This is a genomic window from Oenococcus oeni DSM 20252 = AWRIB129, from assembly GCF_000372485.1.
In the GTDB taxonomy this organism is placed as follows: domain Bacteria; phylum Bacillota; class Bacilli; order Lactobacillales; family Lactobacillaceae; genus Oenococcus; species Oenococcus oeni.
Genome location: NZ_AQVA01000003.1, coordinates 120,888 through 136,533 on the forward strand (window position 1 = coordinate 120,888; position 15,646 = coordinate 136,533).

Genomic DNA, 15,646 nt, shown 5'->3' on the forward strand with positions numbered 1-15,646 from the left:
ATGACTGAAATTAAATTCCATCGTGTTTTATTAAAATTATCCGGAGAAGCATTGGCAGGCCCTGGTGGCAGTGGTATTGATTTAACGACGGTTAAACGAGTGGCTAATGAATTGGCCGAAATAAAACGAGCCTATCCTCAAGTTCAAATTGCAATTGTTAATGGCGGTGGTAATTTGTGGCGCGGCGAACCAGCTGCAAAAGCCGGAATGGATCGTGCTCGGGCTGACTACATTGGTATGCTTGGTACAGTTATGAATGCTTTATCTCTGGCAGATGCGCTTGAACAAGCCGGTGTTGTTACACGTGTTTTAACAGCAATCGAAATGCGCCAAATAGCAGAGCCCTATATTCGTGGCCGTGCAATACGCCATTTGGAAAAAGGACGTATCGTTATATTCGGCGCTGGAACCGGTTCACCTTATTTTTCGACTGATACTACGGCGGCACTTCGTGCTGCAGAAATAAACGCTGATGCTATTCTAATGGGTAAAAATGGCGTTGATGGAGTTTATGATTCCGATCCAAGGAAAAATAATGAAGCGATTAAATTTACTGAGTTAACATATGATGAAGTATTGCGCAAGGATTTGAAAGTTATGGATTCAACAGCTGGAGCCATGGCTAAGGATACTGACATGCCTTTAGTGGTTTTTAATCTTAATGAAGCCGGCAATATTCAAAAAGCAATTGAAGGTCAAGATATTGGTACAGTTATTAAGGGGTCAAAATAATGATTGATCTAAAAGAAGTCAAAGAAAGAATGGGAAAAGTCAGTAAGGCTTTCCAAAATGAATTAATTAATATTCGAGCAGGCCGTGCCAATCCGAATATTTTAAATAAAATACAAGTTGAGTATTATGGAGCTCCTACTCCGTTAAACCAGTTAGCCAGTGTTCAAATTCCGGAAGCGAGGGTACTTTTGATTACTCCATATGACAAAACCTCTTTAAAGGCTATTGAGCAAGCAATTTTTGCCAGTGATTTAGGTTTGACACCCCAAAATGATGGGAGTGCGATTCGTTTAATTATTCCTCAACTAACCGAGGACAGTCGTAAAGAATTGGTTAAACAGGTAAAAGCGGAAGCTGAAAAAGCAAAAGTAGCTGCTCGCAATACGAGACATGATTTTATGAGTGATCTTAAGAAAGATAATGATTTGTCGGAAGATTCTCGCCATAGAACAGAAGATGATATTCAAAAAGCGACCGATCTTGAGATTAAAGATATTGATAGAATAGCAGATATTAAAGAAAAAGAATTAATGGAGATTTAATGGCAATTTTAAAGATGACCAAAACAAAAAATGAAAAGAAATTAGAGGTCATCTTGCCTGAACATGTTGCCATTATCATGGACGGAAATGGTCGTTGGGCCAAACGCCAACACAAATCACGCATTTTTGGCCATAAGGCAGGCATGCAGAATGTTAAAACTATTGCTCTTGCAGCAAATAACCTTGGGGTCAAAGTTTTGACTCTTTTTGCTTTCTCTACCGAAAACTGGGGCCGTCCTCAAGACGAAGTCAATTATTTGATGAAATTGCCAATTGATTTTTTTAATACTTTTGTTCCTGAACTGATCGAAAACAATATCAAAGTTGAAGGAATTGGCGAAATTGATGATTTACCTGAAAAAACTCGTCAAGCATTTTTAAATGCTGTCGAGGATACAAAAGACAACACCGGATTAATCTTGAATTTCGCAATTAATTATGGTGGACGTACGGAAATTGTCGATGCTACTAAATCGATTGTCAATCAAGTTTTACAAGGAAAGATTAAGACTGAAGATATCGACGAAAAACTTTTTCAAAACAATTTGCTCACCAATACTTTAGCAGAAAAAGCTAATCCCGATCTGATCATTCGTACTTCCGGAGAACAAAGAATCAGCAATTTTTTGCTGTGGCAGTCGGCATATTCGGAATTTTATTTCTCGCCCAAGCTTTGGCCTGATTACACTGCCGAAGATTTGGAAGAGGCTTTAGCAGCTTATAGTAATCGTGACCGCCGTTTTGGTAAGATAAGAGAATCATGAAAACACGAGTAATTACTGGCATCATTGCGTTAATAATTTTTATTCCTTTTGTCGTTATTGGGGGAATCCCCTTAACACTTTTGGTGTCTCTTTTGGGTTTGATTGCTGTTGGCGAGCTTTTGTTTATGAAGAAGCGTTTGCTTGTTAGTTTTGAAGCGTTAATATCTTTTCTTGCTGTGATTGTTACGATTCTTCCAAATGTTTTTTGGGCTTCCTTGCCTGCACAAATGTTTTTTAATAAAAAAAGTTTAATTTATTTTTTTATCCTGCTCATTTTGATTGTGACGGTACTATCAAATAACAAGTTAACTTTTGATGATGCCGGATCATTGGTCTTGGGGGTTTTGTACATAGGTTTTGGTTTTCATTTTTTTCTCCAGGCGCGTGCTGAGGAATGGCTTTCCTTCGTTTTCGGACTAATTATAGTTTGGTTAACAGATAGTTTCGCTTATATTGTTGGTCGAAAATTTGGGAAGCATAAATTAATTCCTCGAATTAGTCCAAACAAAACTTGGGAAGGATCGATTGGAGGAACTTTGATAGCAACTATCGCTGCAGTTTCATTCGCATTAGTTACTAATTTCGCTCCAGAATTCAATCCATTTGAACTTATAATCGTGACGGTGCTATTGTCAATTGCTGGTCAATTTGGCGATTTAATTGAATCTGCTTTTAAGCGTTTTTATGGTGTTAAGGACTCTGGGAATATGCTCCCGGGGCATGGCGGCATATTAGACCGTTTCGACTCTATGCTTGTTGTGATGCCTTTACTGGTCTTAATGGGGTTGACTTAAATGAATTTTGCTTCAATTATTGCTTTTATCATCGTTTTCGGAGTGATTGTAACCATTCATGAATTTGGTCATTTTTTTGTTGCAAAAAAATTTGGTGTGGTTGTTTATGAATTTTCGATCGGTATGGGGCCAAAGATATTCGGTACCAATAAGAACGGTACGAATTATGTTATAAGAATTTTACCGGTTGGCGGATATGTTTTAATGGCTGGTACTGACCAGGATAATGAATATTTAAACGAATTAAGGCCGGGGAAAGTCGTTAAAATTAAGTTTGCGAATCAGCACACGGTTAATTTTATCGATATATCAGAAGACCCGATTACTGCTAATGAACAATTGATGAGAATTAGTGCAATTGATATTAATGATAAATTGTCCATCAAGGGAGTAATAGACGAAGAAACAAAGCGGGAACTCCAATTTGAATTGGCTCCCGACACTAAAGTAAGAGCCGGGGAAGATCGAATTATTCAAATTGCTCCAAAGGATCGTCAGTTGCCTAATATCTCTCTTTGGAAACAAATATTGGTTAGTTTCGCCGGACCCTTCATGAATTTTGTTTTAGCCTTTGTTTTGTTTTTCGCACTTGCTTTTTCGCTTATTAAGGTTCCCGTCTCGAATTCGCAAATCAATCCCATTAAAAATTATCCTGCGATGAAACAGGGTTTAAAAAAGGGCGATGTAATTACAAAGGTTGATTCAAGCAAGATATCAAATTGGACTCAATTAACAACGGCAATTGAAAATGTCGGTGATAAAACAATGAAAGTTTCATACAGACGCGGTAATAAAAGTAGAACAGTCACAGTTAAACCAAAAAAAGTCGTTGAATCAGGAGGAACTCAATATTTAATTGGTGTTGAACAAGACACTACGACCGGTTTTGCTAATCGAATCAAGTATGGTTTTTCAAGTTTTTTCGGTAGCGCAACATCTATTTGGTTGGCACTTGCTCATCTAATTGAACACCCCAGTCTTAATCAACTAGGAGGACCGGTAGCGATTGCCAAAACGACAAGCGCAGCCACAGCGGATGGTTTTTTGAGCCTTGTTGGTTTAACAGCTTTTCTAAGTCTGAATATTGGTATTTTCAATTTAATTCCAATACCAGTTCTTGACGGAGGAAAAATTTTGTTAAATCTAATTCAGGCAATTCGCCACAAACCTTTATCCGAAAAGGTTAATCAATGGGTAATGATTGCTGGTGTTGTATTTATGATTTTGTTAATGATTGCAGTTACGATCAATGATTTACTAAGGTGAGGAAATGAAACAATCAAAAATTTTTATTCCAACTGAAAAAGAAGTTCCGGCTGAAGCTCAAGTTAAAAGTCATATTTTTATGCTGAGGGCTGGTTTTATTCGGCAGGTTGCTGGCGGAATATATGCGTATCTTCCACTGGCTAATCGAATTATCAATAAAATAGAATCGATTATCAGAGAAGAAATGAGTCGAATCGATGCTAACGAAATGTTGATGCCCGAAATGATTCCTGCCGAATTATGGAAAGAGTCTGGGCGTTTTTATACTTATGGTCCCCAAATGTATCAACTAAAAGATAGGCATGATCGTGAATTTATCATGGCACCGACCCATGAGGAGACTTTTACGAAAATAATATCTGATGAAATTAAGTCCTACAAAAAATTACCTTTGATTCTATATCAAATTCAACAGAAGTTTCGTGATGAATTGCGTCCAAAGAATGGTTTGCTTCGTGGACGGGAGTTCATTATGAAGGACGCATATTCATTTTCTTCGGATCAAAAAGGTTTGGACGATGCTTATGATCTAATTGAATCTGCTTATAAGAGAATTTTTGATCGCGTGGGTTTGGATTATCGTGAAATCATTGCCGATTCAGGATCAATGGGTGGAAAGGATTCTGCTGAGTTCCAAGCAATTGCAGCAACCGGAGAAGACATCATTGCATATTCGAATTCCGGGAAATATGCTGCCAACATAGAGATGGCCGAAGAATTTTTTGAGAAAAAAATTCCGGATGAAGATAAAAAGGCACTCGTTTTAGTTGACACTCCGAATGCAAAAACATTGGCAGATGATGCAGATTATCTGCATGTTCCAACGCATAAGATTGCTAAATGTATTGTTTTTGAGGCTGATGACGAATTAGTCGCTGTTATAATACCGGGAGATTATGATGTCAATGAAATAAAAGTCAAAAATTTTCTGGATGCCAAACATTTATCGGAAGCTGAGGAGCAAGAAGTATTTAAAATCTTTGGAGCTCATTTTGGTTCACTTGGCCCCGTTGGTCTTAAAAATAAGGATATTCGAATTTTAGTTGATAGAACTATTCAAAATGAGGCCAATTGGTTCGTTGGATCGAATCATGACGGTCAGCACTATGCGAACTTTAATCTTGATCGAGATTTAAAAGATTTTGAAACAGGGGACTTCTTAACTGCTAAAGAAGGTTCGATTTCTCCTGATGGTAAAGGCAAACTTGTTTTTACAAAGGGAATCGAAATCGGCCATATTTTTAAGCTCGGAACCTTTTATACAAGCAAAATGGGTGGACAGATTCAAAATGAAAAAGGTAAGCTAAGCGATATTATCATGGGATGTTATGGAATTGGCATTTCGCGTTTGCTATCTGCGATTGCCGAACAGTCAAATGACCCTAAAGGTTTTATTTGGCCTAAGGCGGTAGCTCCTTTTAATGTCCATCTAATAACAATGAATACGAAAAATGAAAGTCAAGTAAATTTGACTAAGCAAATTGATAAGAACCTGCAGGAAGCCGGTTTTGAAGTTCTAGTAGACGACAGAAAAGAACGACCGGGAGTTAAATTTGCTGATTCCGATTTAATCGGGATTCCGATTCGAGTAGTTGTTGGAAGACAAGCTGATCAGCAGATTGTCGAAGTTAAGGCTAGAGGCCAAGAAAGTACAAATGATGTTTCGACAGATAATCTCATTGCTTTCTTAAAAGATAAGTTGAATGAATTAAAATAGAATTAATGTCTGAAAATTATTCTAAATTACAAATACTCTTGACGCAGATCGGTCACGGGGACGACACTTTTATAAATCAGCTAGCAGGAATTTCTTTAGATGATGTGGAAGTTATACCTGAAGACCGCAAGTGGATCTTTGAGTTTTCTACCGATCGTTTTTTGGATTCTACTTTACTAGCGCGTCTAATTTTAGATACTAAAAATACTTTTTCCAAAGAAAATATCAATTGTGATCTTATTTTTAGAGTCTCGCAAAAATCTGGAGTTAACGAACTGAATGAATATTGGCATTTGGTTTTAGCTTTGATTGACCACAGTACTCCCTATACTAATGAAATTTCAAGAGGGATTAACTTTGTTAACACAGGCGAAAGAGTCGAAGCATTATTGATGACTCAGGCTGGAATTGACTATTTTTCAAATATTAAAGATTTAATCGCCCAAGCATATTTATCCTTGGGTATTGGAATACCCTTCGTTTTTACGATTGACAGCGAAAAACAGGCTGAAATTCAAGAACAGTTTGAAAATTCTCAGGCAGCCGAAATTCATGAATCAGCTACCGAAGTCGCTCAGGCAGCCGAACCCGAGTACCATACAAACATTTTATTGGGCAATCCAATTCCCGACTCAACGAAATTGTTGCCCTTGGATGAAGTCAACGATGGAGACAATGTTGTCGTTGAGGGCTATTTATTTAAGTCTGATTACCGTGAAACCAAGCGTGGTGGTGCAATTTTAACGGTTGAAATAACTGATTACACAAATTCTATTTCCGCTAAAGTATTTTCCAGAAGTAAAAAAGATAATGAAACCCTAAAAAATATTCCGAGTAATCTTTGGGTGAAAATCAGAGGTCGTGTCGCTGTTGATGACTACATGGGCGGTGAACTCTCGCTGAATATTAATGATATGCAGACAATTGAGAAGGAAAGCGACTCCGATCCCATTGATGAAAATCAGAAACACCGAATAGAGTTACACGCCCACACGACGATGACGACCTTGAATGCTGTTAATTCCGCTAGTGAACTTTTTGCTCAAGCAGCAGAATGGAATCAGGATGCTTTGGCAATTACCGATAATGCTGATGTACAGGCTTTTCCTGAAGCTTCAGCATCCGCAAAAAAAACTGGCGTGAAAGCCATTTACGGATTGGAAGCCAATTACGTTGAAGATGGTGAAGCGATTGCCATTAATACCAATCGTGAAATCTTAAAAGATTGTCAGTATACGATTTTCGATATCGAAACAACTGGCTTATCGGCTGTTAATGATAAAATAATTCAACTATCAGCCGTAAAAATGAAAAACGGCGTCGTTTTGGATACTTTTGATCAATTTATTAATCCTGGTTTTCCTTTGTCGGAACAAACGATTAATTTAACCGGTATTACTGATGATCTTGTTAAAAACAGCAAACCAGAAGCTGAAGTTTTAAAAATGTTCCAGCAGTTTTATGCTGGGACAATTTTAGCCGGTCATAATGTTATTAAATTCGATTATGGTTTTGTGAACCATGCTTTGGCAGTCCATAAGTTGCCCAAGATCAATACTTTGGTAATAGATACATTGAATTTAGCCCGTTGGCTTTATCCGAATTTCGGGCGTTACACTCTTGATTTTCTATCAAAAAAATTTAGTGTTAATCTTGAACATCATCACCGCGCAATCGATGATTCAACTGCTACCGGAATGCTTTTACATATTTTCTTGAAAGAAGCGGAAGAAAATTATGGTGTTGTTTATGATGAACAGTTAAATGAACATACTGATGATCATGAAAGCTGGAGGCAGACCAGGCCAACGCATTTATCCATCTTAGTTAAGAACCAGACTGGTTTGAAAAATCTCTATAAATTGGTTTCCGAATCGAATATTAATTATCATTACCGCGTTTCTCGTGTTCCCAAAAGCCTTTTAACTAAGTACCGTAACGGTTTATTGGTTGGTTCGGGAGATATTGGCGGTAATTTATTCGATACTTTGGCTCGAGAGGGAATTGATAAAGCAATCGAATTGGCTGACAGCATAAATTATGATTATATCGAGGTTCAGCCTTTAGAAAATTATCAGCCAAGAATCGAATCTGGTTTTATTAAAGACCGAGCAACACTCGAAAAATTAATTAAGCAGTACGTTAAACTTGCTGATATTTTAGAGCTGCCACTTGTTGTTACAGGTGACGTTCACTATCTTACGGAAAAAGATAGAATTTATCGAACGATTCTGCTCAATTCTAAAATCGCCCGGTCAGCTGCTGCTGGTGAAACCCGTTACACTTTAGCAGATCTTTCAATGAAAAAAACCCAACATTTGCTTGATGAATTCGCTTTTCTTGGAAAGGAAAAAGCTTATGAAATTGTTGTGGAAAATTCCCACAAAATCAATCAAATGATCGATGATGTTCAGCCTTTGAAAAAAGGGTTATCAACACCGAAAATTGAAGGTTCCGAAGATATTTTAAGAAAAAAAGCTTATGCGCGCGCTAAAGAAATGTATGGGAATCCACTTCCTGATTTAATTCAAAAACGTTTGGATAGGGAATTAAATGCGATTATTGGCAACGGCTACGCGGTTATTTATGTTATTAGTCAACGCTTGGTTGATAAATCCAATAAAGATGGATATATAGTTGGTTCTCGAGGTTCAGTTGGATCTTCATTGGTTGCAACAATGATGGGCATTACCGAAGTCAACCCCTTGCCACCGCATTACCGCTCTGTAAATGGCAACTATACTGAATTTGTTGAAGATGCTAATGTTTCTTCCGGCTTTGATTTACCGGAAAAACGAAATCCGGTTGATGGAACAATTTTAATTGGTGACGGTCAGAACATTCCTTTTGAAACTTTCTTGGGTTTTAAGGGTGATAAAGTTCCTGATATCGATTTAAACTTTTCTGGTGATTATCAACCAATTGCCCATAATTACACTAAAGTCATGTTTGGCGAAAATAACGTTTTTCGTGCTGGCACAATTGGTACAGTTGCGGAAAAAACAGCCTATGGAATGGTCAAAAATTACGAAGAGGCAAACGACGTTCACTATCGAAAGGCAGAAGAGGATCGTCTATCCAATGGCATCACCGGTGTAAAACGGACTACCGGTCAGCACGCTGGAGGAATTATTATCATTCCTTCGGATCATGATGTTTATGATTTTACGCCGATTCAATTTCCAGCCGATGATACAAAGTCCAATTGGAAGACAACCCATCTTGATTACCATTCGATTCATGATAATGTTTTGAAAATGGATATTCTCGGCCATGATGATCCGACCCTTCTCCGAGCTTTACAGGATATGTCTGGAATTGATCCAAAAACAGTTCCGGTTAACGACCCGGGAGTTCTGTCCTTATTTACTTCGACAAAAGCTTTGCATGTTACCGAAGATGAAATTATGTCCAACACCGGTACTCTTGGAATTCCTGAATTCGGAACCAACTTTGTTCGTGGCATGCTTGAACAAACCAAACCACATAATTTTGGCGAGCTTCTGCAAATTTCCGGCCTTTCGCATGGTACAAACGTTTGGAATGGAAATGCGGATGAGTTAATCAAGAACGGCCAAGCCAACATCGGTACAGTTATAGGGACCCGTGACAAAATTATGACTGATTTAATGTCTTTTGGTTTGGAATCATCCGATGCTTTTCAGATTATGGAAAAAGTCCGTAAAGGTAAAGGAATTTCTCCCGAACATATGGAAATTCTTAAAGCTCATCCGAAGGTTCCTAATTGGTACATTGATTCGATGCTGAAAATTCAATATATGTTTCCGCGTGCCCACGCAGCTGCTTATGTGATGTCGGCACTTCGAATTGCTTTCTTCAAAGTATACTTTCCTGCGATTTATTACGCTGCTTTTTTCTCTGTTAGGGCAAAGGATAAAACAATCGATGCCGTTGGAATAACTCAGGGGAAAACAAAGGTTCAAGCATTGGTTAAGAGTTATCGTAGTAGATATAACGATTTGAATAAAGAAGAGTCTAAGACTCTGGCCATTTATGAAATCGCCAACGAGGCATGGCAACGAGGAATTGAATTTAAAATGGTCGATCTATATAAGTCGGAAGCTTTTGACTGGAAAATCGATGGTAACCAAATTATTTTGCCTTTCGTTGCTTTGCAAGGTTTAGGGGATAACGTTGCTAAAGCGATTGTTGCCGCCCGTGCCGAACATGAATTCATTTCCAAAGAAGATTTAGCAAAGCGTGGTTCTGTTAATAAAACGCTGATCGATTTCATGGATCAAAATCATATGCTCGATGGAATGACTGATGCCAATCAAATGGACCTATTTGCCATTTAAGATCAATAATGTCATAATTATTAGGTCATACGCAAGTAAATCGGACACGAAAGGAGGGATATTATATGGCAAGTATTATTGTTCGTCATAACGAATCATTCGATGATGCTCTTCGTCGCTTCAAACGTGGCGTCGCCAAAGACGGTACCCTTCAGGAAGTTCGTAAGCGTGAATTCTACGTTAAACCTTCTGTTGCTCGTAAGTTGAAGAGCGAGGCAGCACAAAAACGTGCTCGTAAGCGTGCTCGTAATGATCATTAATTTAAGCGGCCGCAAGGCCTTTTTTTATAGACACTAGGAGAAATATGAGTTTAACAAGTGATATTCAAGCAGCAATTATTAAAGCAATGAAGGCCCAAGATAAAGAGAAACTTAGTGTTTTAAGAATGCTTAAAGCATCCATTTCTAACAAACAAATCGAACTTGGCCATGAATTATCGGACGAAGAAGTTGTTGCTGTATTAGCCAGTGAAGTTAAATCCCGAAGGGATTCAATTAATGACTTTAAAAAGGGCAAACGTGACGACTTGGTTACAATGACGGAAAAAGAAATTGAAGTTTTAAAAACTTATTTACCCGAACCTTTGTCCGAAGAACAGGTATCGAAAATGATTGATCAGGCCATTTCAAATGTTAACGCTTCAGGGTTGCGTGATATGGGAAAAGTCATGGGACAATTGTCGTCTAGAACCAAGGGCCGTTTCGATGGATCTAAATTGGCCTCGCTTGTCAAAGATAAATTAGGTGCTTAATGAGCCAAATTATTACTCGGGAATTTCCTTTAGAAAAACCAGAACAATTACAAAATATTATCGGCAATCAGGACAAGCTTTTATCGATTTTAGAAGAAGGCCTTGGTGTAAAGATCAGTCAACGTTCTAATTCGATTATTGTTGACGGTGAAGAGGAAAAAGTCAAAACAGCCGGATCGGTCCTTCTTGAATTAATCAAATTAATTAAAAAAAATATTTTGATTGGTCCTTCTGATATCGCAAGTGCCATTAATATGCAAAAGAAGGGTACCTTGGAGTATTTTTCCGAATTATATTCGGAAACTTTGATTAACGATGTGCGTAATAGGCCGGTTAGAGTTAAAAATTTTGGGCAACGACAATACATTCAGTCAATCAAAAGAAATGAAGTTACTTTTGGAATTGGTCCTGCTGGGACTGGTAAAACTTATTTAGCTGTTGTTATGGCTATTTCGGCTTTCAAAAAAGGCGATGTTGATAAAATTATCATTACTAGACCTGCTGTTGAAGCCGGCGAGTCCCTAGGTTTTTTACCAGGGGATTTGAAAGAAAAAGTTGACCCGTATCTCCGTCCGATTTATGATGCCATGGATGCAATCATTGGATCTGAACAGTCTGGTCGTCTAATTGAACGCGGAATTGTCGAGGTTGCTCCTTTAGCTTATATGCGAGGACGCACGCTGGACAATGCTTTTATTATTTTGGACGAGGCTCAAAATACAACTCCGGCTCAGATGAAAATGTTTTTGACCCGTCTTGGATTTAATTCGAGGATGCTTGTCAATGGCGATATTTCTCAAATCGACCTTCCTCGGGGATCCAAACAATCTGGCTTGATTCAAGCCCGTAGAATTTTAAGAAATGTGAAGTCGATTGGCATAGTGGAGTTTACGCATGATGATGTCGTTCGACATCCTCTGGTTGGCTTAATTGTCGATGCTTATGAACGCGATGAACAGAAAAAGGAATCGAAAGAAAATGCTTGACGTTATTGTATTGGATGATAAACAAAAAGAACTTGATAATGACGATGCAAAACTCGTGAAAAAGGTTCTTGCTTTTGCTTTTGACTTTATGCAGCTTAAACAAAATTATGAGATGTCGGTAAATTTTGTCAATGATGAAAAAATTCATCAAATCAATAAGGAATACCGTAATACGGATCGAGCAACCGACGTTATTTCTTTTGCGCTTGAGGAAAGCGATCGAATCCATATTGATGGTGTGGCGGAGGAACTGGGAGACTTGTTCATAAGTTTGGATCACGCTCATGCTCAAGCTGAAGAGTATCTTCATAGTTATAATCGAGAGTTAGCATATTTAGCTGTTCATGGTTTTTTGCATTTATTGGGTTATGATCATACTAGAAGTCAAGCAGCCGAAGACGAAATGTTTGGATTGCAGGATAAGATACTAGAAGGATATGGGCTCACAAAATAAAAAACCAATCATTCAAAAACGTAAGACCTATAAGCACAACAAGACCTTTTTTGCTGCGCTTTTTAATGCATTTAACGGTATTTGGATCATGATAAGTCGAGAAAGAAACTTCCGCATTCATATTGTTATTGCCTTATTGGTTCTTTGGGTCGGCATTTACTTTCATTTGTCGCGTTCTGATTGGTTATGGGTTACGGTTGGTGTTTTTTTTGCCATCGTTGCAGAGATTTTGAACACGATTATCGAGGCAATTGTTGATTTAACGGTTGGTGATCGTTACGATGATTTAGCGAAGTTGGCAAAGGACGTTGCTGCTGCTGGAGTTGTTTTTGCAGTCTTTATAGAATTTACAATTTTGGCAATTATTTTGCAGCCTTATTTTTGGGTCTGGTTGGGAATACATAATTTATTTAATTATTAATGGAGAATATTTTGGATAACGAATATAAATCTGGTTTTGTCGCGATTATCGGTCGGCCTAACGTTGGCAAATCAACTTTGTTAAATTATATTATTGGTCAAAAGGTAGCGATTATTTCTAGCAAAGCGCAAACAACTAGAAATAAAATTGCTGGTATTTATACGACTGAAGAAGCACAGGTTGTTTTTTTAGACACACCGGGCATTCATAAACCTTACAACAGTCTTGATGAATATATGGAAAAAGCTAGTTTTGGTGCTTTGAATGAAGCTGATGCCGTTTGGTTTGTTGTTGATGCGACAGAAAAACGTGGTGGTGGTGATAATTTCATCATTGAACGTTTGAAAAAAATTAAAAATACACCGATCTATTTATTGGTAAATAAAATTGATCTTATTAAAAAGAAAAATGATCTTTTTCAAGCAATTTCAAGTTATACAGTTGATTCGCTTGATTGGTCTGAAGTTTATCCGATCTCGGCAAAATCAGGCGAGCAAGTCAATGCGCTTGTTGATGATGTGATTGAAAAATTGCATCCTGGACCACAATATTTTTCAAAAGAACAGATTACCGATCATCCGGAACGTTTTTTGGTGGCAGAATTAATTCGAGAAAAAATTTTGCAGTTAACCGAACAAGAGGTTCCTCATTCAATTGCTGTTGTGATTGATTCGATGAAAAAGGACGGCGTGAACGAAAAGTTGCACATTCAAGCCTCGATTGTTGTTGAACGCTCTTCTCAGAAAAATATCATTATTGGCAAACAGGGTAATATGATTAAAAGAATCGGCCAATTAGCCAGAAAAGATATAGAAAATCTTTTAGGTGAAAGAGTTTATTTGGAGACTTGGGTGAAAGTTGAGGCGCGTTGGCGAGAAAGACCTCAGGCTTTACAGGAACTCGGCTATAATTCAAAACAAGATTTGTGATGGTAGACAAAATTTCCGGAATCGTAATCAGTGTTAGAGATTATTCAGAAAACGATTCTCTGATTAAAATTATTAGTCCAACAATTGGAATTAATACTTATTTAGCTCGTGGCAGCAAAAAAACGAAAAGTTCGCTTAAAATAGCTACTCAATTATTCACTTATGGTGATTTTTTTGGTAAATATCCAAAGAAAAATGGTCTGGGCTATTTAAATTCTTCTGAATCCACTTCGATTTTTAAGAATATTTCACTTGATATTATTTTAAATGCCTATGCTAGTCATATTGCTGAGCTGCTTGCGGCAGCTTTTGATGAAAATACCAATATTGATCAATGGTACTTTATGTTTTTTCAGGCATTGAAAAAAATTGATGCTGGTTTGGATCCACAAGTTATTGCAAATGTTTTTGAGATTCAATTGTTGAGTGTTTTTGGTGTCGAACCGAATTTGTTTTCTGATCCAATTAATGGTCAGACCGAGGGAGAATTTGATTTTTCCGAACAATATAACGGCATCTTATCAAAAAAGAATTATCATCTCGACGATCGTCGGCTTCATGCAAATCCGAAAGCTATTTATTATCTACGTATGTTTTCCAAGATTAAAATTTCTCAATTTAATTCAATTAACATTTCCGAGAATGTCAAGCGTAGTCTTCAACGAGTAATCAACTTAATTTATGATCGGCAAATTGGTTTAAAAACCCGATCGAGGACTTTTATTGAGCAAATGAATTCTTTGCAGATTAAATATCCGAATGATTCTTCAAACTGATAAAATGATTGACAAGCAATTGGAGGAAAACATGGGTTTAACGGAAAATAAAAAAGTTGAAATTTTTCAAAAAATAGTTCAGTTTGATACAGAAAATTCTAATGAAGCTTCTGTTGCTGAATATATCGGCAGTCTTTTTGAAAAATTTGAGAACGTTAAAATCGACTATATTGAAGCCGAGTAGAATAGAAAATCGGTTGTTGTGACTATTAATGGAAAGAACAAGGGCGATAAAGTACTTGCATTTTCCGGTCATGAGGATACTGTTTCTGCTGGAGATTCATCAAGTTGGAAATATAATCCTTTTTCAGCAGAAATTCATGATGGAATTCTGTACGGAAGGGGTGCTGATGATATGAAAGGCGGTTTGTCTGCCTTGGTATCGGCTGCCCTGGATGTCGTAACCGACGGTTCCGATTTTGCCGGTACTTTGAAGCTAATTGCCACTGTTGGAGAAGAAACAAGTGAAATTGGTGCAACCCAAGTCACTCAAAGCGGCGCTTTGGACGATGTTACGGCAATGATTTTGGGAGAACCGCGTAAAAATTTTGAAATTGGATATACCAATAAAGGCGTTATCGATTACCGTGTTTATTCAAGCGGCAAAAGTGCTCATTCATCAGTACCGGAAAAGGGAATCAATGCAATTAACGCTTTGCGTAAGGTTATGGACCGATTTGATGAATATTTCGATACCCTTACCGAGAAAAACGAGGTTCTTGGTTATTTTACGAATGCTTTTACACTAATCAAAGGAGGAGAACAGCTTAATCAAATTCCTGATAAAGCCGAGTTGGGTGGCAATATGAGAACAATTCCCGAGACACCGAATGATCAAGTGATTAGTAAACTGGAATCAATTATTGCTGAATTAAACGAGAGCGAGGAAGCCGAACTAAAATTGGAAATTGTTTTTCCTGAATTACCTTTGCCGGTCCAACCAGTTAGTGATTTTACGAAGTTGGCCCAGGCAAAGATCAAAGAAGTCAGCGGTTTTAATGGCGACTTAGTTGCTGGAACAGGCACAAATGAGGCCTCAGAGTTTATCAAAGGGGAAAGCGAATTTCCAATTTTAATTTTTGGACCGGAATCTGATGATTGTGCTCATGCCGTAAATGAGCATTTAAAAGTTGAAACATATTTGCAGGCAGCTAAAATTTATACAGAAATTATTAAATCTTATCTAGTTTGATAA

Annotated in this window: 14 protein-coding genes and 1 pseudogene; all 15 read left to right on the top strand. The window is 37.6% G+C overall.

Going from position 1 to position 15,646, the window contains the following annotated elements; genetic code table 11:
• The 15 genes and pseudogenes from pyrH (at position 1) to A3G9_RS01000000109460 (ending at position 15,643) form a co-directional block, all read left to right on the top strand.
• On the top strand, positions 1-732 hold the full coding sequence (gene pyrH / locus A3G9_RS0103360) for a UMP kinase (protein WP_002821786.1): 732 nt from the start codon (positions 1-3) through the stop codon (positions 730-732).
• Positions 732-1,274, top strand: a complete 543-nt coding sequence (gene frr, locus A3G9_RS0103365; protein WP_002817104.1) for a ribosome recycling factor — start codon at positions 732-734, stop codon at positions 1,272-1,274. Before pyrH ends, frr begins: the two co-directional genes overlap by 1 nt.
• Complete coding sequence (locus A3G9_RS0103370; protein WP_002820486.1) at positions 1,274-2,038, top strand: isoprenyl transferase; 765 nt, start codon at positions 1,274-1,276, stop codon at positions 2,036-2,038. Before frr ends, A3G9_RS0103370 begins: the two co-directional genes overlap by 1 nt.
• Positions 2,035-2,832, top strand: coding sequence for a phosphatidate cytidylyltransferase (locus A3G9_RS0103375; RefSeq protein WP_002821785.1), 798 nt, complete (start codon positions 2,035-2,037; stop codon positions 2,830-2,832). The genes A3G9_RS0103370 and A3G9_RS0103375 overlap by 4 nt, the downstream gene beginning before the upstream one ends.
• Positions 2,833-4,098, top strand: a complete 1,266-nt coding sequence (gene rseP, locus A3G9_RS0103380) for an RIP metalloprotease RseP (RefSeq protein ID WP_002821784.1) — start codon at positions 2,833-2,835, stop codon at positions 4,096-4,098.
• 4 nt (positions 4,099-4,102) lie between these two features.
• Entirely contained in the window at positions 4,103-5,815 is a 1,713-nt protein-coding gene (locus A3G9_RS0103385; protein WP_002821783.1) for a proline--tRNA ligase, read from the top strand.
• A gap of 5 nt (positions 5,816-5,820) precedes the next feature.
• Entirely contained in the window at positions 5,821-10,134 is a 4,314-nt protein-coding gene (locus tag A3G9_RS0103390) for a PolC-type DNA polymerase III (protein WP_002817108.1), read from the top strand.
• A gap of 65 nt (positions 10,135-10,199) precedes the next feature.
• Positions 10,200-10,394, top strand: coding sequence for a 30S ribosomal protein S21 (gene rpsU, locus A3G9_RS0103395; protein ID WP_002817109.1), 195 nt, complete (start codon positions 10,200-10,202; stop codon positions 10,392-10,394).
• A 44-nt stretch (positions 10,395-10,438) separates the two neighbouring features.
• Positions 10,439-10,885, top strand: coding sequence for a GatB/YqeY domain-containing protein (locus A3G9_RS0103400; protein WP_002817110.1), 447 nt, complete (start codon positions 10,439-10,441; stop codon positions 10,883-10,885).
• Positions 10,885-11,871, top strand: coding sequence for a PhoH family protein (locus A3G9_RS0103405; RefSeq protein ID WP_002821782.1), 987 nt, complete (start codon positions 10,885-10,887; stop codon positions 11,869-11,871). The genes A3G9_RS0103400 and A3G9_RS0103405 overlap by 1 nt, the downstream gene beginning before the upstream one ends.
• Complete coding sequence (gene ybeY / locus A3G9_RS0103410; RefSeq protein WP_002820480.1) at positions 11,864-12,325, top strand: rRNA maturation RNase YbeY; 462 nt, start codon at positions 11,864-11,866, stop codon at positions 12,323-12,325. The genes A3G9_RS0103405 and ybeY overlap by 8 nt, the downstream gene beginning before the upstream one ends.
• Positions 12,309-12,746 (top strand): diacylglycerol kinase family protein, encoded by a 438-nt coding sequence (locus tag A3G9_RS0103415; RefSeq protein WP_002821781.1) that lies wholly within the window; start codon positions 12,309-12,311, stop codon positions 12,744-12,746. Before ybeY ends, A3G9_RS0103415 begins: the two co-directional genes overlap by 17 nt.
• Positions 12,747-12,754: 8 nt before the next feature.
• Positions 12,755-13,675, top strand: coding sequence for a GTPase Era (gene era / locus A3G9_RS0103420; protein ID WP_032805057.1), 921 nt, complete (start codon positions 12,755-12,757; stop codon positions 13,673-13,675).
• Positions 13,675-14,451, top strand: a complete 777-nt coding sequence (gene recO, locus A3G9_RS0103425; protein WP_002820477.1) for a DNA repair protein RecO — start codon at positions 13,675-13,677, stop codon at positions 14,449-14,451. The genes era and recO overlap by 1 nt, the downstream gene beginning before the upstream one ends.
• Positions 14,435-15,643 (top strand): annotated as a pseudogene (locus tag A3G9_RS01000000109460) (ArgE/DapE family deacylase). The gene recO and the pseudogene A3G9_RS01000000109460 overlap by 17 nt, the downstream one beginning before the upstream one ends.
• Positions 15,644-15,646: the final 3 nt, after the last annotated feature.